Source organism: Blastococcus sp. MG754426 (assembly GCF_021699055.1).
In the GTDB taxonomy this organism is placed as follows: domain Bacteria; phylum Actinomycetota; class Actinomycetes; order Mycobacteriales; family Geodermatophilaceae; genus Blastococcus.
Genome location: NZ_SSXC01000039.1, coordinates 1 through 24,532 on the forward strand (window position 1 = coordinate 1; position 24,532 = coordinate 24,532).

A 24,532-nucleotide genomic window follows, 5' to 3' on the forward strand; every position below is an offset into this window, starting at 1 on the left:
GCCGCCGGCGGGCGGGCTGGTGCCCACGAGCGCGCCGGGGGCGAGGTCGCTGTCCACCCGGTGGACCCGGTGGAGGAAGCCGGCGTCCTCGAGTACGTCCTGGCACGCCAGCGGCTCGTCGCAGGACGGCACCCGGACGGTGTTCCCGCGGACCACCTCGGGGTCGGCGGGCGGGAAGTCGGCGCTGCCGCGGGCGGTGAGGATCGGCGCCATCGCGTCGTGCCAGATGGTGGCGCCCTTGCCCCCGCCGAAACCGCCGACGTCCTCGTTCTCCTTCGGGTTGAACACCATCACGCTGGCGGCGATCTCCGGCGTGTAGCCGACGAACGCCACCGAGACGTTCTCCTGGGTGGTGCCGGTCTTCCCGGCGATCTGGTGGCCCGGCACGTACGCCCGCCGGCCGGTCTGGCCGCCGTAGCCGGGTTCGACGTCCTTGCGGAGCATCTGGTTGAGCGTGTCGGCCACGCCGGGCGGGATCGCCTCGGGGGTGCAGCGGTCACCGCCGACCAGCGGCTCGCCGTCCGGGCCGAGCACCGGCTCCCCCTCGCGGTCCAGCAGCGCGGTGACCGGGACGACCTCGCACCGGGTGCCCGAGGCGGCCAGCGTGGAGTACGCGCTGGCCAGGCCCAGCGGGCTGGTGGCCTCGGGCCCGAAGGCGAACGAACCGTTGTTCTCGTCGATCGTGCGCTGCGCCAGGCCGTCGGGGCCGTAGGCGTAGAGCCCCATCCGCTCGGCCATGCGCACCGGCTCCTCGACGCTGCCCAGCGCGTCCTCGAGCGCGAGGAAGTAGGTGTTCGAGGACTGGTAGAGCGCCGTCGTCAGGTCCAGCGAGGCCCGGTAGGTGCCGGAGTTGCGGACGTCGTAGAAGCCGCGGCCCTCCCGGTAGACGCGGGAGACGTACGGGCTCGGCGCGGTGAGCGTGTACCCGGTGGAGTAGCCGCGGGCCAGCGCCGCGGCGGCCACGAACACCTTGTAGGTCGACCCGGCGCCCCGGCTGGGCAGCGCGTTGAGGTTGACCGACTCCTGCCGGCGGTCGCCCTCGTCGTGGCCGAAGATGCGGTTGACGCTCATGGCCAGCAGGTGGCCGGTGCCCGGCTCGACCGCGACGTATCCGTTGCGCTCGAGGTCGTCCTGGGTGAGCCCGAGCTCCTCGATCAGGTAGCGCTGCACGAAGTCGCAGACGTAGGCGCCCACGGACGCCTCGACGCAGCCCCGGCGCGGCGCGGGGCCCGGGGCGAGGCCCAGCGGGGCGGCCGCGGCCTCGGCCTCCTGCTCCGGGCTGATGTAGCCCTGCTCGGCCATGCGGGCCAGCACCTGGTTGCGCCGGATGGTGGCGCCTTCGGGGTCGGTGAAGGGGTCGTGGTCCTGCGGGCTCTGCACCAGCCCGGCCAGCAGCGCGGCCTGGGGCAGGGTCAGCTCCGCCGCGTCGACGCCGAAGAACGCCCGGGCCGCCGGCTGCACGCCGTAGGCGTTCTGCCCGAAGTAGACGATGTTCAGGTAGCGGGTGAGCAGCTCGTCCTTGCTGTAGGTCGCCTCCATCGCCAGCGCCAGGCGGGCCTCGCGCAGCTTGCGGCCGAAGGTCTTCTCGACGGCGGCGTCGCGCTCGGCCTGGGTGCGCGCCGACTGCAGCAGGGTCTGCTTGACCAGCTGCTGGGTGAGGGTCGAGCCACCCTCCTCGACCTCGCCGGCGGCGATGTTGGTGACCAGGGCGCGGGCGGTGCCCTGCACGTCCAGCCCGCCGTGCTCGTAGAAGCGCGCATCCTCCACGGCGACCAGCGCCTGCCGCATGACCTCGGCGATCCGGTCGAACTCCACCGGCTCGCGGTTCTCCCGGTAGAAGGAGGTGATGACCTCGCCGTTGGCGGCCAGCACCACGGTGTTGCGGGCCGGCACCTCGACGGAGAACTCCTCCGGCGGGTCGCCGAGCAGCGCCGAGGAGCTGCGCGCGGCCAGCGCCGGCCCGCCCACCCAGGGCAGCAGGAGCCCGGCCACCAGCGCCCCGGCGAGCAGGACGGCGCACGCGAGCCTGAGCAGGGTGCGGCCCGTCCCCGTGCGCGACTCCATGACCCTCCTCCGGACGAATGGCCAGCTCAGCAGGGTCGCCCGCGCTGCACAACCACCCGCGCGGCGAGGTGCGCGACCGGAACCGCCCCGTCCGTCTCCCGGTCCCCGCCCGCCACACCCGGCGCTCCCGGCCCCGGTTCGCCCGCCCAGGGGTCACGGCGTTGGATGGGGGGCATGCCTGACTCGATGCTGGCCGGCCGGCTGGACGTCCGCACCCGTGAGTTCGCGGTGAAGGAGGTGCCCGTCCCCGTGCCCGGGCCCGGCGAGGTCCTGATCCAGGTCGCCGCGGCGGGGATCTGCCTCTCCGACGTCCACCTGATCGAGGGGCAGCTCTCCCCCCTCTTCCTCGCCGGTGACGAGGTGACGCTGGGCCACGAGGTCGCCGGCACCGTGGCCGTGCTCGGGGACGGGGTGACCGGCCTCGCCGAGGGCCGGCGGGTGCTGCTGCAGGCCGGCGAGGAGAAGGACGGCTGGATCCACACCCGCGGCGTCGACTACGACGGCGGCTGGGCGCAGTACGCCCTCGCTTCGGCGGAGACGGTGGTGCCGATCCCGGACGACCTGCCGTTCGAGCAGGCCTGCATCGTGCCCGACGCGGTGTCGACGCCGTGGGCCTCGATCGTGCGGACCGCGCAGGTGCGGGCCGCGCAGCCGGTCGGCGTCTGGGGCATCGGCGGGCTCGGCGCGCACGCGGTGCAGCTGCTGCGGCTGGCCGGGGCCGCCCCGATCGTCGCCGTCGACCCGGTGCCGGCCGCCCGGCACCGGGCGCTGGACTTCGGCGCGGACCTCGCACTGGACCCGTCCGAGGACATCGCCACCCGCGTCCGCGAGCTGACCGGCGGCGCCGGGCTGGCGTTCGCCTTCGACTTCGCCGGGGTCGCGCCGGTGCGCGAGCAGGCGGTCCGCTGCCTGGAGCGCGACGGCGCCCTGGTGCTGGTGGGTCTCACCGACCAGCCGCTGGAGATCCGGAACGGCACCCAGTTCAGCTACTTCGGCCAGCGGATCCTCGGTCACTACGGCTCCGAGCCCGCCCACGTGGTGGAGCTGGTGGACCTGGTGCGGCACGGCCGCCTGGACCTCTCCCGCTCCATCTCCGGCACGCTGCCGCTCACCGAGGCCGCCGACGGCGTGGAGCGGCTGGCGAACAAGGAGGGCGACCCCATCCGCCTGGTCATCACGCCATGACTCTGTCGTCCTCCGGACGACACCGCGGCCAGCGTGCCGTCCCCGGCCGCCGCTGAGCCGTCGGGACGCTGGGGGACGGGATTGCGGCTCAACCCGGGGACGGCTCGCGGATGAGCACCCGGACGGCGCGGAACTGCTCCGGCGTCGTCAGCAGCACCGCCTTCGTCGGGTCCCCCACGTCCAGGGCGGGGTCGCGGCGCAGGGCGGCCAGCGGGCGCAGCCGGGGGTCGGCCAGCACGTCGTCGGCCAGCCCCCGGTCGCCCCCCGTGAACAGCGCGGCCAGCCCACCGGCGTGCGGCAGCAGCACCCGGACGGCGGTCTCCACCGCGTGCCCGACGACGGCGTCGGCCTGGTTGGCCCGCCGCCACGCGAACCGCTGCTGCGACCAGCCGCCGGCCGCGGTGCGGCCCTGCACCTGGCGGGCGTCGACCTTGGAGACCACCAGTTCCCCGCCGTCGAAGACGCCGACCGCCCACCGGCCACGGCGGACCAGCAGCACGCCGGCGCGTCGCGGCCGTCCCGCGGCGGCGGTGAAGCTGCCGAGCAGCGGCGGCTCGGGGGTCCAGCCGAAGGGGGCGCGCAGCACGACGGTGGTCGTGTCCGCGCAGGTGATCCGCAACCCGTCGTCGACCGGCTCGACCGCCGCGAAGGCGCCGTGCCGGGTGGCGACGCCGTCCAGCCACCGGCCCAGCCGCTCGGGGGCCACCCCGAGCTGCCGCCCGCCACCGGCAGCGGGCCGGGCGCGGGTCACCGGGACCGCAGCGTGAGCAGCCGGTCGAGCACGTCGCCCACCCGCAGGCCGTCGTGCTCGTGCTCGTTGGTGACCCAGGTGCGCACGTTCCCGACCTCCTCGGCGGTCTGCAGCGACAGGCCCGCGTCGACGTACATGTCGTCGAAGTAGACCGCGGCGTCGACCGGTACCTCGTTGGCGGCCAGCCGGGCGGGGTCGTACAGGACGGGGAACTCCTCGATCCCGGCGAGCGCGTGCGCGGCCGGGCCGAACGGCCGGAGCGAGGCGATCTCGTCGAACATCCAGGGGTAGACCATCTCCCCGGTGAACGGCAGCGGGCGGCGTCCGCCGTCGAACTCGGGCCCCCGCTCCGCCTGCGCCGCCCAGCCGACCGGGCCGGGGCCCTGCGCGTAGATGCTCTCGTGCAGCGTCGCGTAGAGCGGGTTCTCCCAGTAGGCGGTGCGCCGGGCGACCTGGTCGAGGAACGTGTCCGACAGCCCGCCGTCGTCGTCGAGCGCCTCCTCGAACAGCCAGTGCAGCTCCTCGGCGCCGTCGCGCGCACCCAGCGCCTGGCCGACGGTCTGCAGGCGCCGCACGGTGAGCCGGTCGCCGTCGGGCAGGGTGGCCGGCGCGGCGGACAGCCGGTCGGCGACGGCGGCGACCTGCGCGACGTCGCCGGGGTACCGCGCGTAGAACCGGCGGGTCTTCGCCGCGACGCGCGGGTAGGTGCGCCGGTAGACCTCCCGGGCGTCGGCGCGCAGACCCGCCAGCCCGCCGGTGACCAGGCAGCGCGCGAGCCCCTCCGGCGCCTGCGAGAGGTAGGTGAGGGTGACGAAGCCGCCGTAGCTCTGCCCCAGCGTGGTCCAGCGGCGCCCGCCGTACAGGGTGCGCCGGATGTGCTCGGCGTCGGCCACGATCGAGTCGGCGCGGAAGGCGAGGAGGTGGCGGGCGGCCGAGCCGGCGTCCGGGAAGCGGCTGATCCCGGCGCCGGTGACGCGGGAGCTGCGCCCGGTGCCGCGCTGGTCGAGCAGGACGACCCGGAAGTCGCGCAGCGCCCGCTCCACCCAGCCACCCCGGGTCGGCCGCGGGGACCTGCCCCCCGGGCCGCCCTGCAGGAAGAGCAGCAGCGGGAGGTCGTCGGCACGCCGATCGGGGTGGACCAGCTCGCGGACGAAGACCTCGAGGGTGCCGCCGTCGTCGGGGGCGCGCCAGTGCAGCGGCACGGTGACCGACCGCTCGCGCACGTGCGCCCCGGGGAGTGCGTACTGCTGCACGGGCCCGCCGCTCAGCGGGCCAGCGCCGGCTCGGCGGCGTGCTCGGCCGGCACGTGCAGCAGCCGCTGGTAGGAACCGACCACGACCGCGGCGATCCCCGCGGCGACGATCGCGACGACGAACGCCCGGTTCGCGCCGGCGACGTCGACGATCTTCCCCGCGACCGAGGCGCCCACGGCCACGCCCAGGCCGAGCGCGGTGCCGATCCAGGTGAACGCCTCCGTCACCGCCGACCGGGGGACGAGGAGCTCGGCCAGGGTGAAGGAGCTGATCAGGGAGGGCGAGACCGCGATCCCGGCGACGACCACGAACGGCACCATCAGCCAGACGCCGTCGATGAACAGCAGCGGGACGACGAGCGCGGTGAGCAGGACGAGGGCCCCGACGAGCCGCAGCCGCAGCGGCAGCCGCCAGTGGATGGCACCCCAGCCGATGCCGCTGGCCATCGACCCCACCGCCAGGCTGGCGATGAGCACGCCGGACAGCGCCATCGCGTCCCGCTCGTCGGCGAAGGCGACCAGGGCGATCTCGAGCGTGCCGAGGATGGCGCCCACGGCGGCCCCGACGACGAAGAGCACGCGCAGACCGTGCGTGCGGATCGCGGACGGCCCCTGCCGGCTCAGGTGCCCGTGCGGCTCGGGCTCGGTGCGGCGCTGGGCGGCGAACAGCAGGCTGCCGACGGCGGCGAGGGTGAACGCCGTCACCACGCCGGAGGTGGCGTGCCCGGTGGTCGAGAGGAACGTCACGAGCACCGGGCCGACGATGAAGACGAACTCGTCGACGACGGACTCCATCGACAGCGCCGTGTGCAGCCGGTGGCTGCCGCGCAGGAGGTGGGTCCACCGGACGCGGATCATCGAGGAGACCGGCGGGATGCACGCCCCGGCCAGCCCGGCGGACAGGAAGACGACCAGCAGCGGCCAGTCCTCCCGCACGGAGAAGAGGAAGACCACCCCGGAGAGCACGAACACGGCCAGCACCGGGAGCAGCACCCGCCGCTGGCCGTGGGTGTCGGCCCACCGCCCCAGCAACGGCCCGGCGGCCGCCGTCGTCACCGCGCCGGTCGCGGCCACGGCGCCGCCGAGACCGTAGGAGCCGGTCTCGGACGCGACCAGCAGGACCGAGCCCAGCCCGACCATCGAGAGGGGCAACCGTCCGATGAAGGCAGCGAGCACCATCGGCAGGGCGTGCGGCGTGCGCAGCACCTGCAGGTAGGGATTCGGCACGAGCGGGGTTGCCTCCGGGAACGGGAAGGGGCCCAGCCACGCTAACCGAACGTGGCCACTCGCGCCGCGACGGCGATCCGTGGCGCCGCACCCGCCCCGGCGATGACCAGGGTCCCTGATCGTGGAGCGTCCTCCCCCACCGCCCACCGCGAGGGAGGACACCCGGCGATCAGGTCACCCGATCGTGGCCAGGCAGCCGGGCGGACGCGCCAGGGCCCGAACCGCAGCCGCGATCCGGGCCCTGGCGACGTGCTGGAACGGGCCCCTGCAGGGCCCCGCCGCGAGCGTGCGAGTGGCGGGAGCAGGGGGCCTTCCCCTACGCGAGGCGGCTCTTGAGGATCTCCAGCTCGTCCCACATGGTGCTGGGCAGCTTCTCGCCGAACTTCTCGAACCACTCGGTGATCTGCGGGATCTCCTCGCGCCACTCCTCGGGCTTGACCGCGAGGGCCTGCTCGACCTGCTCGGTGGTCATGTCCAGGCCGGAGACGTCGAGCGAGTCCGGCGTGGGCACGTGGCCGATCGGCGTCTCGACGGCGGCCGCGGTGCCCTCGAGGCGCTCGATGACCCACTTGAGCACGCGGCTGTTCTCACCGAAGCCCGGCCACAGGAAACCGCCGTCGGCGTCCCGGCGGAACCAGTTGACGTAGAAGATCTTCGGCAGCTTGCTCGCATCGTGCATCTTGCCGGTCTCGACCCAGTGGCCGAAGTAGTCACCGGCGTTGTAGCCGATGAAGGGCAGCATGGCGAACGGGTCCCGGCGGACGACGCCGACCGCCCCGGTCGCCGCGGCGGTCGTCTCCGAGGAGAGCGTCGCGCCCATGAACACGCCGTGGTTCCAGTCCCGGGCCTCGGTGACCAGCGGGATCGTGGTCTTGCGGCGGCCGCCGAAGAGGATCGCCGAGATCGGCACGCCCTGGGGGTCCTCGTACTCCGGCGCCAGGATCGGGCACTGGGTGATCGGCGTGCAGAAACGGCTGTTCGGGTGGCTGGACAGCTCGTCGCTGTCCGGCGTCCAGTCCCGGCCCTTCCAGTCGGTGAGGTGCGCCGGCGGCTCGTCGGTCATGCCCTCCCACCAGACGTCGCCGTCGTCGGTGAGCGCGACGTTGGTGAACACCGAGTTGCCCTGGTCGATGGTGCGCATGGCGTTCGGGTTGGTGTCCCACCCGGTGCCCGGGGCGACGCCGAACAGGCCGTACTCGGGGTTGAGCGCGTACAGGCGGCCGTCCTCGCCGAAGCGCATCCAGGCGATGTCGTCGCCCAGGGTCTCGACCTTCCAGCCGGGGATGGTCGGCTCGAGCATCGCCAGGTTGGTCTTCCCGCAGGCGCTCGGGAAGGCGGCCGCGATGTAGTAGGTCTTCTGCTGCGGGTTGGTGAGCTTGAGGATCAGCATGTGCTCGGCCAGCCAGCCCTCGTCGCGCGCCATGACCGAGGCGATGCGCAGCGAGTAGCACTTCTTCCCCAGCAGCGCGTTGCCGCCGTAGCCGGAGCCGTAGGACCAGATGGCCCGCTCCTCGGGGAAGTGCACGATGTACTTCGTGTCGCTGCAGGGCCACGGCACGTCGGCCTGGCCGGGCTCCAGCGGGGCGCCGAGGGAGTGCATCGCCGGCACGAACGGCCGGTCGGAACCCATGGCCTCGAGGATGCGGCTGCCGATGCGGGCCATCACGCGCATGGAGACGACGACGTACTCGGAGTCGGTGAGCTCGACGCCGAACATCGGGTTCTCGGCCTCGACCGGGCCCATGCAGAACGGGATGACGTACATCGTCCGGCCGCGCATGCACCCCCGGTACAGCTCGGTCATGACCGACTTCATCTCGCCCGGGTCCATCCAGTTGTTGGTGGGACCCGCGTCGGCCTCGTCGACCGAGCAGATGAAGGTGCGGTCCTCGACGCGCGCGACGTCGCTGGGGTCGGAGGCGCACCAGAAGGAGTTGGGCTTCTTCTCCAGCGGCGTGAAGGTGCCCGCGTCCACCAGCTTCCGGGTGAGCCGCTCCCACTCCTCGTCGGTGCCGTCGACCCAGACCACCTGGTCCGGCGTCGTCAGCTCGGCCATCTCCCGCACCCAGGCGAGCAGCCGGGCGTGCGTCGTCGGGGCGTTCTCCAGACCTGGGGTGGCCACGGTGGTCACGGCGTCTCCATCCTCTGCGTCGCCGGTGCGGATCCCCGCTCCGACGGTGGTGCCCTGCGAGCCGCGGCCGGCGGAACGACCGCGGGAATCGGGTCAGGCTACAAGCGCGGACACGCGCCTGTAACCGAGACAAATGTTACGTATAGGACGTCTACCGCTCAGCCCGGAATAGTCTGGTAGAAGGCGGCGTTCGCCACACCTCGTGACCTCCTCCACCCTCCTCTCACCGTTCCGTCTCCGCGACGTCACGTTGCGCAACCGCCTCGCCGTCGCGCCGATGTGCCAGTACTCCGTCACCGATGGCTACGTCGGTGACTACCACCTCGTGCACCTCGGCCGGTTCGCGCTCGGCGGCTTCGGCCTGGTGGTCGTCGAGGCGACGGGGGTGACGCCGGAGGGCCGGATCAGCCACGGGGACGTCGGCCTGTGGTCCGACGACCACGTGCCGGGGCTCGCGCGGGTCGTGGAGTTCCTGCACGCCGAGGGGGCCGCGGCCGGCATCCAGCTGGCCCACGCCGGCGCCAAGGCCAGCAGCCGGCGCCCGTGGGAGGGGTCCGGGCCGGTGACCGAGGAGGACGCCCGCCCCGGCGAGGCGCCGTGGCCGACCGTCTCGGCGTCCGCCGTCCCCGCGGGGCCGGGGTGGCCGGTGCCCCACGCGCTCGCGGTCGAGGAGCTCGCCGAGGTGCGCGAGGCGTTCGCCGCCGCCGCCCGCCGGGCCGACGCCGCCGGCTTCGACGTCGTGGAGGTGCACGCCGCGCACGGCTACCTGCTGCACCAGTTCCTCTCCCCGCTGAGCAACGTGCGCGACGACGCGTACGGCGGCTCGCGGGAGGCTCGGATGCGCTTCCCGCTCGAGGTGGTCGACGCGGTGCGCGCCGCCTGGCCGGCGGGCAAGCCGCTGCTGGTGCGCGTCTCCGCCGTCGACGGCTCCGGGGAGGGGCTCACCGTCGAGGACACCGTCGCCTTCGCCCGCGAGCTGCGCGCCCGCGGGGTCGACGTCGTCGACGTCTCCGGCGGCGGCCTCGGCGGCGGGTGGGAGCACCCGATCGGCTACGGCTACCAGGTGCCCTACGCCGCGGCGATCCGCGAGCAGGCCGACGTCGCCACCATGGCCGTCGGGCTGGTGGTGGACGCCCGCCAGGCCGAGGCGATCGTCGCCGGCGGCGCGGCGGACCTGGTGGCGGTCGCCCGTGAAGCGCAGGACGACCCGAACTTCGCCGTGCACGCCGCCCGCGAGCTCACCGCCGCCTACGACGCCTACCCGGTGCAGGCGGGGCCGCGGCTGGCCTCCCGCGACCGCCTCCTGGGCCGGCTCGGCCCGTGGACCGGCCCCGACCCGGTGCAGACGGAGGACCCCCGTTCCCCCCACCCGTCGCAAGCTCGGGGCGGGCCCCTGGACGGGGGCCGACGGGACTAGCCTGCGCGCCCGTAGGCGGGACCCACCTCGGCGGCGAAGGAGTCCCAGTCGCCGGGCACGGGCCGGCCGCTCACCTCGGAGTCGAACTTGTCGAGGTACCAGTGCCAGCCCATCGCGTGGTCGGTGACGTCGACGCCGGCGGCGAAGACCTGGACGAAGCGCAGGACGGTGCGGTCCCCCTCCGCGAACAGGTCCAGGTCGACCCGCCAGACGCCGGAGCCCTCCTGCTCCTGCTCCCACTGCACCACCAGCCGCCGCGGTGGGTCGCACTCGACGACGGTCATCGGCTCCCCCACCGGCTCGTCCTCGTGGGTCATCGTGAAGGTGCCCGACCCGCCGGGGCGCCGCTCGCCGTCGTAGGTGCCGATCCAGCGCGCCAGGCGGTCGGGCTCGGCGAGCGCGGCCCAGACGTCCTCGATCGGGTCGGGCCAGCTGCGGCGGAACTCCAGCCGCCGCCGGCCGTCGGCCTCGGTGGTGACGGTGCCCCGCCGGGCCTCCAGGTTCGCGTCCTCGGTGCGCGGGTTCATCCCGGTCCTCCCTGTCTGCGCGCCCGCCTGCCGCGGGCGATCTCGGTGTCGAGGGCGTCGAGCCGCTGCGCCCAGAGGTCGCGGTAGGGCTCCAGCCAGTCGTCGATCTCCCGCAGCGGCCGCGGGTCGAGCGAGTAGCGGCGCTCGCGCCCGTCGGCGCGCACGCGCACCAGCCCGGCCTCGCGCAGCACGCGCAGGTGCCGGCTGATCGCCGGACGGCTGACCGGGAACGGCGCCGCCAGCTCGCCCGCCGTCCGCTCCCCGGCCGCGAGCAGCCCGACCAGCTCCCGCCGGATCGGGTCCGCCAGCGCCTGCAACGCCTCCACGTGTCATGCGTAACACATCAGTTACGCATTGGTCGAGGGGTTGACCCGCGGCACCCCGGGAAAGGAGCCGTCCATGACCGTCACCGATCCGGACACCCCCGACCCGCTCAACGACCCCCGCACGCTGCAGGCCGACCCGGGGGCCTACGGCGAGGGCGCCGACCTCGCCTCGGCCGAGGACGACCCCTCGGCGACGGGCGAGGACGAGCTGCCCACCAGCGGGAACCTGCAGGACGAGGCGGGCGGCAGCGACGTCACCGGCGGGGCCTTCGGGGAGAACCCGCCGGCCTGACCGTGTGACGGATCGGTTCCCCTCGGGTAAGCCGGGCGCGTCCCACCCACCTGAACCGAGGAGGACCGATGGCCACCGGTGAGACCGGCTTCGAGGACGTCTTCTACGACCTCGTCTCCGTCCAGTACCACTCGCTCAAGGCCGGGCACGACTACGGCCAGTACGTCCGGGACGCCGAGAACGCGGGCCTGGACGACGTCGCGGCGTTCTTCCGCGAGGTCATGGAGCAGGACTCCCAGCGCGCCAAGCGCTGCCACGAGTTCCTCGGCCGCCTCCAGGGCACCTCGCAGGGCGGGCCGGCCACCCGGTAACCGGGGCAGGATGCGGTCGTGATCTCGACCGCGCTCACCCGCCGCTTCGCCCTCGCCACGCCGGTCGTCGGAGCACCGATGGCCGGTGTGGCCGGGGGTGCGCTCGCGCGGGCGGTGTCGCTCGGCGGCGGGCTCGGCATGATCGGCGTCGGCAGCGCGACACCCACGTCCTTCGTCGTCGAGCAGTGCGCCGTCCCGCGCGGCGACGGGCTGCCGTTCGGCGTCGGGCTGATGGCCTGGGCGCTGCCCGGCCGGCCCGACCTGCTCGAGGCGACCATCCAGGCGGCGCCCGACCTCGTCTCGGTCTCCTTCGGCGACCCGGCGCCCTGGGTGCCGCGCCTGCACGACGCCGGGATCGCCGTCGCCTCGCAGGTGAACACGGTGGCCGACCTGCACCGGGCGCTGGCCGCCGGAGTCGACCTCGTGGTGGCGCAGGGCAGCGAGGCCGGCGGGCACACCGGGCAGCGGGCCACCCTCCCCCTGCTGCAGGAGGTGCTCGCGCTGACCGACCGGCCGGTCCTGGCCGCCGGCGGTGTCGCGACCGGCGCGGGGATGGCCGCCGCCCTGGCCGCGGGCGCGGCGGGCGTCTGGATCGGCACCCCGCTGCTGTCCTGCCCGGAGGGCCTCAACTCCCCTGCCGCCCGGGAGCGGGTGCGCGCGGCGGCCGGCGAGGAGACCGTGCTGACCCGGGCCTTCGACGTCGCCCAAGGCATCCCGTGGCCGGAGCGGTGGCCCGGCCGCGCGCTGGTCAACGACTTCTCCCGCACCTGGCACGGGCGCGAGGCCGAGCTGGCGCACGACGCCGGCGCCCGTCAGCTCGTGGTGGACGGCCGGCGCACCGGGGACCCGGCGAGCGCGCCGGTCTACGCCGGGGAGTCGGTCGGGCTGGTCACCGCGGAGCGCTCGGCCACCGAGGTCGTGCGGGAACTGGACGCCGCGGCCGAGCAGGCGCTGCGTGCAGTGGCGGGGCTGCTGGACCGACCGCCGGCCCCGTGAGCATCGTCCAGTCGTCGACCCCCGGGCCCCGGCGAGAGGCCGGGAACCGCACACCCGCGCAGCGGTACCGGGTCAGACGGTGCAGCTGTCGTCGGTGCAGCCGTCGGCCGGCGGCACCGTGACCAGCGGGTTGGCGTCGGCCCAGGCGCGCTCGAGGACCTGCAGCAGCAGCTCGGCCGGCTGGGCGCCCGCGGCGCCGTACTTCCGGTCCACGACGAAGAAGGGGACCCCGGTGGCGCCGAGCGACTGCGCGGTGGCGCTGTCCTGGCGGACGGCGGACAGGTAGCGCCGGTCGGCCAACGCCGCCCGGATCTCGGCCTCGTCGAGGCCGACCTGGACGCCCAGCGGGACGAGCGAGTCGACGTCGAAGACCGGGCGCCCCTCCTCGAAGTAGGCGTGCAGCAGCAGCTCCTTGAGCTGGTTGCGCCTGCCGTGCTCGGCGGCCAGGTGCAGCAGCTCGTGCGCGAGCAGGGTGTTGCCGCTGACGGCGTCGGCCAGGTGGTACTCCAAGCCTTCACCGGCGGCGACCTGCTCGACCTGCGTCATGTTCTGGCGCATCTGCTCGACGCTCGTGCCGTACTTGCGGGCGAGCGCCGGCAGCGTCGGGTGCGTCTCGCCCTCGGGCGCGGTGGGGTCGAGCTGGAAGGACCGCCAGACCACCTCGACCTGGTCACGGTGGGGGAACCGCTCGAGCGCGGCCTCCAGCCGGCGCTTGCCGATGTAGCACCACGGGCACACGACGTCGGACCAGACCTCTACCTGCATACCCGGCCCAACGTCGCCGCCCGCTCGGAACTTCCTGCTCAGCGCACGCCGACGAGGTCGACGACGAAGACGAGCGTCGCGCCCGGCTTGATGACGCCACCGGCACCGCGGTCGCCGTAGGCCTTGTGCGCCGGGATGGTCAGCCGGCGGCGGCCGCCGACCTTCATGCCGACGATGCCCTCGTCCCAGCCCTGGATGACCATGCCGACACCGACCCGGAACTCCAGCGGGTCGCCGCGGTCCCAGGAGGCGTCGAACTGCTCGCCGCCCTCGTGCGTGACGCCCACGTAGTGGGCGCTGACCAGGTCACCGGCCTTGGCCTCCTCGCCGTCACCCACGACGAGGTCCTCGACCACCAGGTCGTCGGGGGCCGGCCCGGTCGGCGGCTCGACCTCGGGTCGGGTCAGCTCAGCCACGGTTCTCCCTCCCGCGCCGGGGCGGTCCCGGCGCCGTCGTCCCCCATCCAAGCAGCGCTCGGCGGCTCCGGCTCGGGCCGGCGGACGTCGAGCGGGTGGGCGATCTCGTCGGCGGGCAGCCGCGCGGCCCAGATGGCGACGACGGCGAACACCGGCGGGGCCAGGCCTGCGACCAGGAAGGCCCCCGACCGCCCGACCAGCTCGCTGAGCGGCCCGGCGAGCGCCATCGACAGCGGCATGAGGCTCAGCGAGACGAAGAAGTCGAGGCTGGACACGCGGCCGAGGAGGGCCGGCGGAACCCGGCGCTGCAGCAGCGTCCCCCAGATGACCATGCCCGCCTGGAAGGTCGCCCCCACGGCCGCGGCGGCGACGAGCATGACCCCGAGGTCGGTGGTGAACCCGAAGACGACCATCGGCACGCAGCCCACGCCCCACAGCAGGTTCATCACCGTGAGGTAGCGGCGCGGCAGCCGCCAGGAGGCGACCAGCAGCGAACCGAGCGCACCGCCCAGCCCGAAGGCGGCCAGCACCCACGCGTGCTGGCTCGCGCCGCCGCCGGCGTCCTCGATCGCGAACGGGACGAGCACCTCGAACGGCCCGATGAAGGCCAGCAGCATGAACGCGGCGAACAGCAGCGTGGCCAGCAGCCACGGCGTCGCGACGACGTAGCGGACCCCCTCGCGGACGTCGGCGACCAGGCCCGGCGGCGGCGCGCCGTCGGCGTGCTCGCGGCGCACCGGGGTCAGCGGCAGCGCGAGCAGGAAGCCGGCCGCGAGGAAGGCCGCCACGGCGGTGCCGGCCATCGCCGCGCCCGGGGACCAGGCGGCGACGAGGAACCCGGCGACCGCCGGCCCCGCCGCCTGACCGAGCACCGGGCGCACCGCCCCCTCGAGCCCGTTGACCGCCAGCAGGTCGCCCTCCGGGACGAGCGCCGGCACCAGCGCCGAGTACGCCGGGTAGAACAGCCCCAGCGCCGCGCCGTCGACCAGGGCGACGAGGGCCAGCTGCCACAGGTCCAGGACGCCGGTGAGCGAGAGGGCGGCGGCCACGGCCGTCGCGCCACCCTGGAGCAGCGCCACGAGCAGCAGCAGGTGGCGCTGGGGCACCCGGTCGGCCAGCGCCCCGCCGAGCAGGGTCATCACCAGCATCCCGCCGGAGCTCAGCGCCGCGACGAGCGACAGCGCGCCCGGTCCGCCGTCGAGCGCGACGACCTGCCAGACCATCGCGATCGCCCACAGCCCCTGGGTGAGCAGCGAGAGCGCCATGGCCGCCGCGAGCAGCCGGTAGGAGCGGTGCCGCAACGGCGCCAGGGCGCGTGGCAGCGTCATCGAACTCCTCCGTCGGTGGTGGGCGCGCCCATCGTGGGCCACGGGTACGACAGGACGCACGCCGTTTCCCCGACGGCGGAACCGGAGCGGTCCCGGTGGTCGGTGGCCGCCGCTACCGTCCGCGCCATGATCGACCACCTGGGGCTGCAGTGCGCCGACGCCGAGGCGGCGGCGGCCTTCTACCAGCACGTCTTCGCCGCCTGCGGCGTCCGCGAGGCGATGCGCATCGACACCCCGCACGGGCCCGTGATCGGGCTCTGCGGGCCCGGCGGGCAGCCGCAGCTGTGGACGAGCCCGGCCGAGGACACCGGCCACCGCCCGGTGCACCTGGCCCTGGCGGCGCCGTCCCGCGAGGCCGTCGATGCCGTCTTCGCCGCCGCGCGCGAGGCGGGGGCGGAGATCCTGCACGAGCCGCGGGTGTGGCCCGAGTACCACCCGGGCTACTACGGCGTCTTCCTGCGCGACCCCGACGGCAACAACGTGGAGGCGGTGCACCACGGGGCGCCGCCGTCCTGACCGTGCGCCGCGCCGCGCGGCGTGCTGGGCTGGGCACATGCCTGCCGAGCAACCCCCGTGGTGGTCCCGTGCCGTCGTCTACCAGGTCTACCCGCGCTCGTTCATGGACTCCGACGGCGACGGGATCGGCGACCTCGGCGGCGTGCTGCTGCACCTGGACCACCTCGCCGACCTCGGCGTCGACGTCCTGTGGCTCTCGCCGGTCTACCCCTCACCCCAGGCCGACAACGGCTACGACATCAGCGACTACCAGGACATCGACCCGCTGTTCGGCTCGCTGGAACAGCTCGACGAGCTGATCGCGGCGCTGCACGCCCGCGGCATGAAGCTGGTCATGGACCTGGTGGTCAACCACACCAGCGACCAGCACCCGTGGTTCCGCGAGGCCCGGTCCTCGACGGACAACCCCAAGCGCGACTGGTACTGGTGGCGCCCGCCGCGCCAGGGGATGGCGCCCGGCGCCCCCGGCGCGGAGCCGACGAACTGGCAGTCGTTCTTCTCCGGGCCGGTCTGGGAGCTCGACGAGGCCAGCGGCGAGTACTACCTGCACCTGTTCGACCGCCGCCAGCCCGACCTGAACTGGGAGAACCCCGAGGTCCGGCACGCGGTCCACGAGATGATGCGCTGGTGGCTGGACCGCGGGGTCGACGGCTTCCGCATGGACGTCATCAACATGATCAGCAAGGACGTCGGCCCGGACGGGCAGCTGCACGACGGCCCGCCGCTGCCCGGCTCGTCGCTGGGTGACGGCTCGGCGTCCTACCTGTGCGGCCCGCGCATCCACGAGTTCCTGCAGGAGATGCACCGCGAGGTCTTCGCCGGCCATCCCGAGCAGCTGCTGCTCGTGGGGGAGATGCCGGGCGTGACGGTGGAGCAGGCGCGGCTGTTCACCGATCCGGCGCGCGCCGAGGTGGACATGGTGTTCCAGTTCGAGCACGTGGGCCTGGACCACGGCACCTCGAAGTGGGACGTCCACCCGTTGCGGCTGCGCGACCTCAAGGCGTCGTTCGGGCGCTGGCAGGCCGGCCTCGCCGATGTCGGCTGGAACTCCCTCTACTGGGACAACCACGACCAGCCGCGTGCCGTCTCCCGCTTCGGCGACGACTCGCCCCGGTACCGGCGCGACTCGGCCACCTGCCTGGCCACGCTGCTGCACCTGCACCGGGGGACGCCCTACGTCTACCAGGGCGAGGAGATCGGGATGGCCAACTACCCGTTCACGTCGCTGGAGGAGTTCGCCGACGTCGAGTCGCTCAACCACCACGTGCACGCCGTCTCGGCCGGCCACGACCCGGCGGAGGTGCTGACGGCGCTGCGGTACATGAGCCGCGACAACGCCCGCACGCCGGTGCAGTGGGACGCCTCGGCGAACGCCGGGTTCACCACCGGGACGCCGTGGCTGGCGGTCAACCCCGACCACGTGGAGTGGAACGCCGCCGCCCAGCGGGACGACGAGCACTCGGTGCTGGCCCACTACCGGCGGCTGATCGCGCTGCGGCACACCGACGACGTCGTGGCGCTGGGCGACTTCACCATGCTGCTGCCCGACCACGAGGAGGTGTACGCGTTCACCCGCTCGCTGGCGGGCAGGGAGCTGCTCGTCGTCTGCAACGTCTCGCGGACGCCGTACCGGCTGGCCGAGCTGCTGCCCGAGGCCCCGGCCGCGGAGCTGGTGCTGGGCAACCTTCCCGACGACGACCCCGCCGAGCTGCGCCCCTGGGAGGCCCGCGTCCTGCGCCTGCCGTGACGCGCCTCTCCCGTCCGCGGCGGTGACCCGAGGCGGGCAACCCGACCCCGCCGATGTCCTCCCTCGGGACGACGCATCGACGGCCGCCCGGACGGCCGGACCGACGGGCCTCCTTACGCTGTACGGGTCGCTCCCCCCGCGGACAGGTGGTCCATGGCTCCCCGTACCGATGTCGCCGCCCGGTCGGCGCTGACCCGCCGGCGGGTGCTGCAGGCCGCGGTGGACCTCGCCGACCGCGAGGGGCTCCCCGCCCTCACCATGCGGCGCCTCGCTCAGGACCTCGACGTCGAGGCGATGTCGCTGTACCACCACGTCGCGAACAAGGAGGCCGTCCTCGACGGCGTGGTGGAGGTGGTGGTCGGCGAGATCGTGGGTGCGGTGGCCGGCGTCGGCCCGGACGCGGCGGTCGACTGGCGCGGGGCCCTGCGGGCGCGCATCCTCACCGCCCGCCGGGTGCTGCTGCGCCACCCGTGGGCGCCGGCGGTGATCGAGACGCGGACCGCCATGAACGCCGAGGTCATCGGCTACTTCGACGGGCTGCTCGGCATCCTCCGCGCGGGCGGCTTCTCCTACGACCTCGCGCACCACGCCATGCACGCGCTCGGCTCGCGGGCGCTGGGCTTCACCCGCGAGCTGTTCGCACCGGCCGACCCGGAGACCGGGGGCGAGGAGGCGATGGCGATGCTCGAGCAGCTGGCCGACGTCTACCCGCACCTGGCCGGCATGCTCGCCGACACCGCGCACCGGGACGACGGCGTGCTCGGCTGGTGCGACGACCAGGCCGAGTTCGAGTTCGCCCTCGACCTGCTGCTCGACGGCCTCGACCGGCGCCTCGCCCGGGGCTGAGCTCCCGACCGTCTGGACATGCCTCCGCGCGCCCGCTAGCTTACGCCGTAGGAACCTTACGACGTAAGGGGAATGCCATGCGAGCCGTCCGCATCGGCGCGGCGCTGGTCGTCCTGCTGGCCGTGCTGTTCGTCCAGTCCTTCCGTGCGAAGTGGCCGCCCGTGCAGCGCGCCGTCCGCCGTTTCAACCGCGACGTGACCAACCCCCGCCAGCTGGCGACGGCGGGGCAGCCCGGGGCCTACGCGGCGGTCGTCCACCACCGCGGGCGCGTCAGCGGTGCCGCCTACCGGACGCCGGCCGTCGCGGTGCCCACCGGCGACGGCTTCGTGTTCGCGCTGCCCTACGGCCCGGGCGCCGACTGGGTCCGCAACGTCCTGGCGGGCGGGAGCGCCACCGTCGAGCACGAGGGTCGGTCCGTACCGGTGCACCGCCCGCGCCTGGTGCCGGCGGCCGAGGCGGACCGGTTCTTCCCACTGCGGGAGCAGCGGATGCACCGGCTCTTCGGCGTCCGTGACTTCCTGCGGGTGACGGAGACCGGCCGGTGACGACGACGGAGGTCCCCGTGGCGGCGCCCCAGGGGCCGGTCGACGGGTGAGGGGTGGATCGCCGTGGACGGTGACGCGCTCGCCACGGACGGGGCCCTGCGCTTCCGGGGCGACGCCGTCCTGGAGCTCAGCGCGGAGCAGACGGCGCCGCGCTGACGACCCCGGGCGGCGGTCCTAGGCTCTCCTCCTCGTGGGCCGGGTCGTCGAAGCAGTGCTCCCGGCCCGCATGGGGACGCCGTTCCGCTGGCTCGTCGGCTCCTCCTGGGCGACCAACCTGGGCGACGGCATCGCGCTGGCCGCCGGCCCGCTGCTGGTGGCCGCGCAGACCAGCGACCCGTTCGTCGTCGCGCTCGCCGCGCTGCTGCAGCGGCTGCCCTGGCTGCTCTTCGGCCTCTACGCCGGGGTGCTCGCCGACCGGGTCGACCGCCGGTTGCTGGTCATCGCCGTCGACGTCGCGCGCGCCGTCGTCCTCGGCGTCCTGACCCTCGCCCTCGTCACCGGGCAGGTGACCGTCCCCGTGGTCCTGGCCGCGCTGTTCCTGCTGGGCACCGCCGAGGTCTTCGCCGACACGACGTCCGGGACGCTGCTGCCGATGGTGGTCGGCCGGGACGACCTCGGCACCGGCAACGCCCGGCTGCTGGCCGGCGCGCTGACCATGAACCAGATGGCCGGCCCGGCCCTGGGCGCGGCGCTCTTCGCCGCGGGCTCGGCCTGGCCGTTCCTCGTGCAGGGGCTGTGCGTCGCGTTCGGCGCGCTGCTGCTCGTGCGCATGGCGCTGCCCCCGCTCCCCCGCACCGCCGGCGAGCGGCACGTCGGCCGGGAGATCGTCGAAGGGCTGCGCTGGACGTGGGGCAACGGGCCCGTCCGCACGCTGACGATCACGATCGTCACCTTCAACGTCACCTACGGCGCCGCCTGGTCGGTGCTGGTGCTCTACGCGACCGACCGGCTCGCCCTCGGCGCGATCGGCTTCGGCCTGCTCAGCACGGTGACGGCGGTGGGCGGCCTGCTGGGCACGGTCTCCTACGGCTGGCTGGCCCGGCGCGCCGGCCTGGCCCTGCTCATGCGCATCGGCCTGGTCATCGAGACCTTCACCCACCTCGGGCTGGCGCTGACCACCACCCCCTGGGTGGCGGCGGCGGTCCTGTTCGTGTTCGGGGCCCACGCGTTCGTGTGGGGGACGACGTCGCGCACCGTCCGCATGCGCGCCGTCCCCGCGCACCTGCAGGGACGGGTCGGCAGCCTCTACTACCTCGGGGTGTTCGGCGGGATCGTCGCGGGCCAGGCGGCGGGCGGGCTCATCGCGCGGGCCTGGGGCATCACCGGCCCGTTCTGGTTCGCCTTCGCGGGCTCGGCGGTCATCCTCGTGCTCATCTGGAAGCAGCTCACCCACATCGCGCACGCCGAGGACGAGGTGCCCGCTGCAGGGTGACCGTGGTGCAATGCCAGGTCGGGTCGGCCACGGGGACGGGGTGAGGACGGTGCAGCACGGCACGCTCCCCCCGGCCCGCCGCCGGACCCGCCGACCCGGGGCGGTACGGCGCACGTGGGCCCGCCACCCGCGGATCGGGCTCGCCGTCCGGGCGGCCCTGGCCGCGACGGTGGCCTGGGCGCTGGCCCAGCTCGTCCCCGGACCGGTCGCCGACTACCCCTACTACGCCCCGCTCGGCGCGGTCGTGGCCACGACCGCCTCCACGCTGGCCAGCTCGGTGCGCCAGTCGCTGCAGACCGTGGCCTCGATCGCCCTGGGCGCCGCGATCGCGCTCGTGGGTGACGCGCTCGTCGGGCCGCAGCTGCTGGCCCTGGCGCTGGTCGTCGCCTCCGGCGTGCTGCTGGCCGGCTGGCGGCGGCTGGGCAGCGGCAGCAGCTGGCTGCCGACGGCGGCCCTCTTCACGCTCATCCTCGGCCAGGGCAACCCGACCGGGTACGTCCTGGGCTTCGCCGGGCTGACGTTCGCCGGCGCGCTCGTCGGCATCCTGGTGGCCGCGGCGTTCCCGCCGCTGCCGCTCGCCCCCGCCGACGACGCGCTGGGGGCGCTGCGCGAGACGCTCGCCGGGCAGCTCGACGACCTGGTCGACGGGCTGCGCCAGGACCACCCGCCGACGCAGGACGAGTGGCGTGGTCGGATGCGGACCATCGACCCGCTGCTCGCCCAGATGCGGGCGGCCGTCCAGGAGACCGACGAGGCCCGCCGCGGCAACCGCCGGGCCGCCCGCTACCGGCCCGCCGCCGACCGGCTGTACGAGCAGGCCCGGGCGCTCGAGCGGCTGACCCTGCTGGTCGAGGACCTCACCCTGGTCATCGCCGAGACCGAGGTCGCGGAGCACGAGCGGGTCGCCCTCGGGCCGGCGCTGCGCCCCTCCGCGGCGACGGCGCTGGCCGCGCTGGCCGAGGTGCTCCGCTCGGTCGAGGGGGCGGCCGCCGATCCCGAGGCGGTCCGCCGGGCCGACGGTGCCCTCGCCGCGTTCGCCACCGAGCTGCGCCGCGCGCGGGCCTCCACCGACGACGACCTGTTCGAGGCCGGGAACGTCTTCGGCAACGTCCGCCGCTCGCTGGCCGCCGTCCGCCCGCGGGAGCCGGCCGAGCACCCGGACGACGCGTGACGCTCGACCCCCGATCCACACCGCCGCCGCTGCGCGCCGAGCGGCTGCGGCCAGGACGTGCGGTCCGGCACCGGCCGGACGGTCCCTGCGGGCTCGTCCCACAGGCGGACGTGCCCCGGCCGCGCGAAACGGTGCAGCTCGGCGTCAGGCGACGTGACCGCGGCCCGGGCGGCCTGGCGGGCGAGGCCGTGGCGGCGGTGGGCGCTCAGGCCGGGCAGCGCCGGCTGCCAGGTGCGCCACCAGCCACCGAGACCGTGCACGAGGACGAGCAGGGCGGGATCCGGTGCGGTGCGCGGAGAGCTCCGCCCCTCAGCCGAGCGGGGAGCGGGCTGCCCGCCGGCGGCCCGGCACGTCCAGCAGGTACAGGGCTGCCACTGCTGGGAGCAGCGAGCCCACGGCGACCAACGCCAGGGCCGGAGGCTGAGCACCGGCGCCGGTGAGCAGGCCGCCGGCGAGCGGCGCCACGAGTCCCGCGCAGCCCCAGCCGGTGAAGACCCGGCCGTAGGCCTTCGGGAAGGCGCGCTCCCCGACCCGGTCCGCCGTGACCGCCGGGACCAGCGCGGAGACCGCGCCGTAGGCCAGCCCCGTGCCGGCGAAGGCGCCGAGGAGGAGCCAGGGAGCCGCCGGTCCGCCGAGACCCGCCGCGGAGACAGCGGCGACGCCCAGCGCCGCCGCCAGCGCCGCCGGCCGGCCGACCCGGTCGGACCACCAGCCGGCCACCAGCCGCCCGACCAGGTTGCCGGCGGCCAGCAGCGAGACCGCCGCACCGGCCGCGCCGGAGCTCAGGCCGCGGTCGGCGGCCACCGGGGCAGCCACGCCGAACACGAGCAGCCCGGGAGCGGCGCCACCGGCGAAGAGCACCCAGAGCAGCACGAGGGTCCGCCGCGGCAGCGGCCCGGCCGTCGCCGCCCCCCGGCGAGCAGGACGGTCGGCGGGGGCGAGGAGCGCCGCCACCGCCAGCAGGCCACCGACCACGACGGCCAGTGCGCCGAGGCTGGCCCGCCAGCCGGCAGCGGCGAGCGCCGCTGGAGCAGCCAGGCCGAGGAGCACCGGCCCGGCGGCATAGGCGGCGACGACCAGGCCGGTCGCCGTGCCGCGGCGGGAGCCGGGGGACCGGGCGGCGAGCGCGACCGCGACGCCGTAGGCGAGTCCGCTGGCGCCGCCGAACAGCACCCCGACCCCGCCCCACAGCGCGAGCGGATGCGGCACGGCCGCCGCTCCTCCGAGGCCGATGGCCGCCAGCCCGGCCGCACCGCCGAGCAGCCGCCGGGGCCCCACGGCGGGCAGTGCCCGGCCGGCGGCCAGCAACGCGGCCGTGAAGACGGCGATCGAGACCGCGAAGACAGCGGCACCCGCGGAGCCCGGTGCGCCGACGTCCGCGGCCGCCTGCTCGGCGAACAGGCTCCAGCCGAAGAGCGCCCCGGCGGCGAGGTTCGCCACCGCGCCGGACGCGACGAGCCGCTCCACCCTGGGACCCTCCGGGCTCGGCAGCGGTGGACCCGGCTCACCGTCCCTGCCCCGCCGCCCTTCGTCAAGCAGCCCGGTGGGGGGCGCTTGGCACCCGGCGCCGACGACCCCCGGACCTCCGTGCGACATGCCGAACGGCCCTCACCCGTTGCGTCACGACGCGCCGCCACCCGCCGCGACCGATCTCCGGCCCGGACGCCGGGTGCCTTGACCGCCTCCGACGGACGGGACGAGGGTCCGCCTGGTCCGGAGGGCCGAGTGCCCCTCCGCCGGTGCACCCGGAGGTCCGACATCGCCGTCCACCTGTACCGCCGCCCCGACCACGGCACGACCGGGACCCGCTGCGCGATGGGCCGCCCCGGCCGGTCGAGTCCCGGCCCACGGCTCGGCCGCTCCCCTGCGCACCGGCACGTTCGCCGTCGACGTGACGCCGTCGGCGTCGGGACCCACCCGGACAGACCCCGGCATGGGCGTACCGAGGTCCAGGTCCTGCCCCTCGCCCGTCCACAGCCCGCCCTGACCTGAGGAGCCCCCGTGCCCGACGTCATCTTCGAGATCAACCGCGACCTGAGCGTGCCGATGCGCGACCAGGCGGTGCCGGGCCACAACCGCTGGCACCCCGACATCCCGCCGGCGACGACGGTCGCCCCCGGCGGGACGTACCGGATCGAGTGCAAGGACTGGACCGACGACCAGGTCCGCAACACCGACGACGCCGACGACATCCGCGACATGAACATCGACCCGTGCCACGTGCTCAGCGGGCCCTTCGCCATCGAGGGCGCCGAACCCGGTGACCTGCTGGTCGTCGACATCGTCGACATCGGCCCCTTCCAGGAGCAGGAGTGGGGCTACACCGGGATCTTCGCCAAGGAGAACGGCGGCGGGTTCCTCACCGACTACTCGCCCGGGGCGTCCAAGGCGATCTGGGACCTGGACGGGATCTGGACCACCTCCCGGCACGTCCCCGGGGTGCGCTTCATCGGCAACTCCCACCCGGGGCTGTTCGGCTGCGCGCCGTCCCCGGACCTGCTGGCGGAGTGGAACCGCCGCGAGCAGGCGCTGATCGACCTGAACCCGGACCGGGTCACCGGGGACGTCCCGGCGCACCCGGGGGACGTGGCCGGCGCACCCCAGGTCCCGGCGCTGGCCCTGCCCCCGCTGCCCAAGGACGCGTTGCTGGGGACGCTCAGCGGGGCGGCCCTGGACCGGGCGGCCGCCGAGGCCTGCCGCACCATCCCCCCGCGGGAGCACGGCGGCAACGTCGACATCAAGGACCTCGGCGTCGGCACCCGGGTCTACATGCCGGTGTACGTGCCCGGGGCCAACTTCTCCATCGGGGACCTGCACTTCGCCCAGGGGGACGGCGAGATCACCTTCTGCGGGGCGATCGAGATGCCCGGCTTCATCGATCTGCACTTCGACCTGATCAAGGGCGGGATGGACCGCTACAAGCAGTCGATGCCGTTCTTCAAGCCCGGCCGGGTCGGCCCGAACTACTCGGAGTTCATCACCTTCGAGGGGATCTGCGTCGAGGACGGCCGCAACTACTACATGAACGCGACCGTCGCCTACCGCCAGGCCTGCCTCAACGCCATCAACTACCTGATGCCGGCCATGGGCTGGACGTTCGAGCAGGCCTACCTGTTCCTCGGGGCAGCACCGGTCGACGGCCGGATCGGTGGGGTCGTGGACATCCCCAACAGCGCGGTGTCGATCAGCATCCCGCTGTCGATCTTCGACCGGAACATCCTGCCCGACGGTGCCGGTGGGGGCCGGGACCTGACGGCGGACTGATCCACCGGGTGGTGCGGGGCGGG

Annotated in this window: 23 protein-coding genes; 12 read left to right on the forward strand and 11 right to left on the reverse strand. The window is 74.8% G+C overall.

Translation table 11 applies throughout. From position 1 onward, the window contains the following. The coding region (locus tag E9549_RS13455) for a transglycosylase domain-containing protein (RefSeq protein WP_236827051.1) at positions 1–2,064 on the reverse strand (2,064 nt) is incomplete at its 3' end. 174 nt (positions 2,065–2,238) lie between these two features. Between E9549_RS13455 and E9549_RS13460 the strand changes: the two genes are divergently transcribed. After that, positions 2,239–3,249 (forward strand): zinc-binding dehydrogenase, encoded by a 1,011-nt coding sequence (locus tag E9549_RS13460; protein WP_236827052.1) that lies wholly within the window; start codon positions 2,239–2,241, stop codon positions 3,247–3,249. Positions 3,250–3,337: 88 nt separating this feature from the next. Here the strand turns inward: E9549_RS13460 and E9549_RS13465 are convergent, their stop codons facing one another. The 4 genes from E9549_RS13465 to E9549_RS13480 all read right to left on the reverse strand — a co-directional run bounded on the left by E9549_RS13465 (position 3,338) and on the right by E9549_RS13480 (position 8,610). Continuing rightward, entirely contained in the window at positions 3,338–4,000 is a 663-nt protein-coding gene (locus E9549_RS13465; protein WP_236827053.1) for an acVLRF1 family peptidyl-tRNA hydrolase, read from the reverse strand. Continuing rightward, positions 3,997–5,253 carry an alpha/beta fold hydrolase gene (locus tag E9549_RS13470; RefSeq protein WP_236827054.1) on the reverse strand — a complete coding sequence of 419 codons (1,257 nt, stop codon included), beginning with the start codon at positions 5,251–5,253 and terminating at the stop codon, positions 3,997–3,999. Before E9549_RS13470 ends, E9549_RS13465 begins: the two co-directional genes overlap by 4 nt. Positions 5,254–5,264: 11 nt before the next feature. Next, on the reverse strand, positions 5,265–6,479 hold the full coding sequence (locus E9549_RS13475) for an MFS transporter (protein ID WP_236827055.1): 1,215 nt from the start codon (positions 6,477–6,479) through the stop codon (positions 5,265–5,267). 316 nt (positions 6,480–6,795) lie between these two features. Beyond that, positions 6,796–8,610, reverse strand: a complete 1,815-nt coding sequence (locus E9549_RS13480) for a phosphoenolpyruvate carboxykinase (GTP) (RefSeq protein ID WP_236827056.1) — start codon at positions 8,608–8,610, stop codon at positions 6,796–6,798. A gap of 202 nt (positions 8,611–8,812) precedes the next feature. Between E9549_RS13480 and E9549_RS13485 the strand changes: the two genes are divergently transcribed. After that, positions 8,813–10,027 (forward strand): NADH:flavin oxidoreductase/NADH oxidase, encoded by a 1,215-nt coding sequence (locus E9549_RS13485; RefSeq protein WP_236827057.1) that lies wholly within the window; start codon positions 8,813–8,815, stop codon positions 10,025–10,027. On the opposite strand, the gene E9549_RS13490 is transcribed toward E9549_RS13485, so the two are convergent. Next, complete coding sequence (locus E9549_RS13490) at positions 10,024–10,554, reverse strand: SRPBCC family protein (protein WP_236827058.1); 531 nt, start codon at positions 10,552–10,554, stop codon at positions 10,024–10,026. The genes E9549_RS13485 and E9549_RS13490 overlap by 4 nt on opposite strands. Then, positions 10,551–10,880, reverse strand: coding sequence for a helix-turn-helix transcriptional regulator (locus tag E9549_RS13495; protein WP_236827059.1), 330 nt, complete (start codon positions 10,878–10,880; stop codon positions 10,551–10,553). The genes E9549_RS13490 and E9549_RS13495 overlap by 4 nt, the downstream gene beginning before the upstream one ends. A 73-nt stretch (positions 10,881–10,953) precedes the next feature. Between E9549_RS13495 and E9549_RS13500 the strand changes: the two genes are divergently transcribed. The 3 genes from E9549_RS13500 to E9549_RS13510 all read left to right on the forward strand — a co-directional run bounded on the left by E9549_RS13500 (position 10,954) and on the right by E9549_RS13510 (position 12,479). After that, complete coding sequence (locus E9549_RS13500) at positions 10,954–11,172, forward strand: hypothetical protein (RefSeq protein WP_236827060.1); 219 nt, start codon at positions 10,954–10,956, stop codon at positions 11,170–11,172. Between the two features lie 68 nt (positions 11,173–11,240). Further along, a complete protein-coding gene (locus E9549_RS13505) occupies positions 11,241–11,483 on the forward strand; it encodes an acyl carrier protein (RefSeq protein ID WP_236827061.1) in 243 nt (80 codons plus the stop codon). Positions 11,484–11,501: 18 nt separating this feature from the next. Then, positions 11,502–12,479 carry a nitronate monooxygenase family protein gene (locus E9549_RS13510; protein ID WP_236827062.1) on the forward strand — a complete coding sequence of 326 codons (978 nt, stop codon included), beginning with the start codon at positions 11,502–11,504 and terminating at the stop codon, positions 12,477–12,479. A 72-nt stretch (positions 12,480–12,551) separates the two neighbouring features. Here the strand turns inward: E9549_RS13510 and E9549_RS13515 are convergent, their stop codons facing one another. The 3 genes from E9549_RS13515 to E9549_RS13525 are packed head-to-tail and all read right to left on the reverse strand — an operon-like array spanning position 12,552 to position 14,988. After that, complete coding sequence (locus tag E9549_RS13515; RefSeq protein WP_236827063.1) at positions 12,552–13,244, reverse strand: DsbA family oxidoreductase; 693 nt, start codon at positions 13,242–13,244, stop codon at positions 12,552–12,554. 38 nt (positions 13,245–13,282) lie between these two features. After that, positions 13,283–13,660 (reverse strand): FKBP-type peptidyl-prolyl cis-trans isomerase, encoded by a 378-nt coding sequence (locus tag E9549_RS13520; protein ID WP_308113131.1) that lies wholly within the window; start codon positions 13,658–13,660, stop codon positions 13,283–13,285. Continuing rightward, on the reverse strand, positions 13,648–14,988 hold the full coding sequence (locus E9549_RS13525) for an MFS transporter (RefSeq protein WP_236827064.1): 1,341 nt from the start codon (positions 14,986–14,988) through the stop codon (positions 13,648–13,650). Before E9549_RS13525 ends, E9549_RS13520 begins: the two co-directional genes overlap by 13 nt. A gap of 126 nt (positions 14,989–15,114) precedes the next feature. On the opposite strand from E9549_RS13525, the gene E9549_RS13530 reads away from it, so the two are divergent. The 6 genes from E9549_RS13530 to E9549_RS13555 all read left to right on the forward strand — a co-directional run bounded on the left by E9549_RS13530 (position 15,115) and on the right by E9549_RS13555 (position 21,245). Beyond that, entirely contained in the window at positions 15,115–15,504 is a 390-nt protein-coding gene (locus E9549_RS13530; RefSeq protein WP_236827065.1) for a VOC family protein, read from the forward strand. A 37-nt stretch (positions 15,505–15,541) separates the two neighbouring features. Next, positions 15,542–17,251, forward strand: a complete 1,710-nt coding sequence (locus E9549_RS13535) for an alpha-glucosidase (RefSeq protein ID WP_236827066.1) — start codon at positions 15,542–15,544, stop codon at positions 17,249–17,251. 153 nt (positions 17,252–17,404) lie between these two features. Further along, the gene (locus tag E9549_RS13540; protein WP_236827067.1) at positions 17,405–18,097 is read left to right on the forward strand and encodes a TetR/AcrR family transcriptional regulator C-terminal domain-containing protein; all 693 of its coding nucleotides are present in this window, start codon (positions 17,405–17,407) and stop codon (positions 18,095–18,097) included. 77 nt (positions 18,098–18,174) lie between these two features. Next, on the forward strand, positions 18,175–18,642 hold the full coding sequence (locus E9549_RS13545) for a nitroreductase family deazaflavin-dependent oxidoreductase (RefSeq protein WP_236827068.1): 468 nt from the start codon (positions 18,175–18,177) through the stop codon (positions 18,640–18,642). 190 nt (positions 18,643–18,832) lie between these two features. Continuing rightward, positions 18,833–20,074, forward strand: coding sequence for an MFS transporter (locus E9549_RS13550; protein WP_236827069.1), 1,242 nt, complete (start codon positions 18,833–18,835; stop codon positions 20,072–20,074). A 49-nt stretch (positions 20,075–20,123) separates the two neighbouring features. Then, complete coding sequence (locus E9549_RS13555; RefSeq protein ID WP_236827070.1) at positions 20,124–21,245, forward strand: aromatic acid exporter family protein; 1,122 nt, start codon at positions 20,124–20,126, stop codon at positions 21,243–21,245. A gap of 309 nt (positions 21,246–21,554) precedes the next feature. On the opposite strand, the gene E9549_RS13560 is transcribed toward E9549_RS13555, so the two are convergent. Then, positions 21,555–22,712: an MFS transporter gene (locus E9549_RS13560; RefSeq protein WP_236827071.1), complete on the reverse strand. Its 1,158-nt coding sequence runs from the start codon at positions 22,710–22,712 to the stop codon at positions 21,555–21,557. A gap of 534 nt (positions 22,713–23,246) precedes the next feature. On the opposite strand from E9549_RS13560, the gene fmdA reads away from it, so the two are divergent. Next, the gene (gene fmdA, locus E9549_RS13565; protein WP_236827072.1) at positions 23,247–24,509 is read left to right on the forward strand and encodes a formamidase; all 1,263 of its coding nucleotides are present in this window, start codon (positions 23,247–23,249) and stop codon (positions 24,507–24,509) included. Positions 24,510–24,532: the final 23 nt, after the last annotated feature.